The 1413-nt window shown below is 62.6% G+C and carries 2 protein-coding genes; both read right to left on the minus strand.

Annotated features, from left to right (window positions below; all coding sequences use genetic code 11):
- The coding region (locus B3V69_RS19970) for an MFS transporter (RefSeq protein ID WP_296449346.1) at nt 1–425 on the minus strand (425 nt) is incomplete at its 3' end.
- A gap of 4 nt (nt 426–429) precedes the next feature.
- Nucleotides 430–1413, minus strand: a 984-nt coding sequence (gene purM / locus B3V69_RS19975) for a phosphoribosylformylglycinamidine cyclo-ligase (RefSeq protein ID WP_296449349.1), incomplete at its 5' end; no start/stop codon positions are given.

Here is a 1413-nt window from a genome sequence, read left to right on the forward strand (position 1 = left end):
GCGCCGCGCAGTTCGGGCGGCGCGATATCAGCCACCAGCGCGTCGCGCGGCGCACCTCGGATGCCTTTGCCTACTCGGTCCATCAAGCGTGCCGTCAGGACAAAGCCAGTGGTGGTGGCCAGCGCAAACAGCGGTTTGGACAAGGCGCCCAAGCCATAGCCCAAAACAGCGAGCGGTTTTCGTTTACCCCAGTAGTCGCTGATCACGCCTGAAAATACTTTGACAATCAGCGCGGTGGATTCGGCGGCGCCTTCAATCAGGCCGACCACGAACACGCTGGTGCCCAGCGTGGTGACCATGAAAACCGGCAGCAGGCTGTGGATCATTTCGGACGAAATATCCATCAACAGGCTGACAAAGCCCAGCGCCCAGATGCCGGGCGGGATGTGTCGCAGCGCCTGGGTACGCTCGGACACCTTTAGCATATTCTCAGGCGACGACGACTGCCGCCCCCGCTCCGCGTTCGGCAATGACGCCTATCTCGTGGACCTGCTCACCCGCGGCGCGCAAGGTGGCCGTGCAGGCGATCGCATTGGCGGCGTCAATCACCACCACCATGCCGATGCCATTGTTGAAGGTGCGGTTCATCTCGAAATCGTCGATGCCGGCGGTGGCTTGCAACCAGGCAAACAGCTCGGTCTGCGGCCAGCTACCTTGGGTCAAATGCGCGGCCGTGCCGTCGGGCAGCACGCGCGGGATGTTTTCCAGCAGACCGCCACCAGTGATGTGGGCCAACGCTTTGATCGGGTGTTCGGCGAGGGCGGCCAGCACGTTCTTCACGTACAGGCGGGTCGGCTCCATGATGGCTTGCTTGAAGGGCTTGCCATCCAGCGTGGCGGGCAGCGTGTTGCCAGCGCGCTCAATGCACTTGCGCACCAGGCTGAAACCGTTGGAATGCACACCGCTGGACGCCAGGCCCAGCACCACATCACCGGGCTTCACGTCGGCACCGGTAAGAATTTTCGACTTTTCGACCGCGCCGACACAAAAGCCCGCCAGGTCGTATTCGCCGGCCGGGTACATGCCGGGCATCTCGGCCGTTTCGCCACCAATCAGGGCGCAGCCGGACAGCTCACACCCTTTGGCGATACCACCGACCACGGCGGCAGCGGTGTCCACATCGAGCTTGCCGCATGCGAAGTAGTCGAGGAAAAACAGCGGCTCAGCCCCTTGCACCAGCACGTCATTGACGCTCATGGCGACCAGGTCGATGCCGACCGTGTCGTGCATGGACCATTCAAAGGCCAGCTTGAGCTTGGTGCCGACACCGTCGGTGCCACTGACCAGTACTGGCTCCTTGTAGCGCTTGGGCACTTCAAACAGCGCGCCAAAGCCACCGATACCCGCCAGCACACCCTCGCGCATCGTCTTTTTGGCCAGTGGTTTGATCCGTTCGACCAGCGCGTCACCGGC

Origin of the sequence: Rhodoferax sp. UBA5149 (assembly GCF_002413825.1) — a bacterium.
GTDB lineage: Bacteria > Pseudomonadota > Gammaproteobacteria > Burkholderiales > Burkholderiaceae_C > Rhodoferax.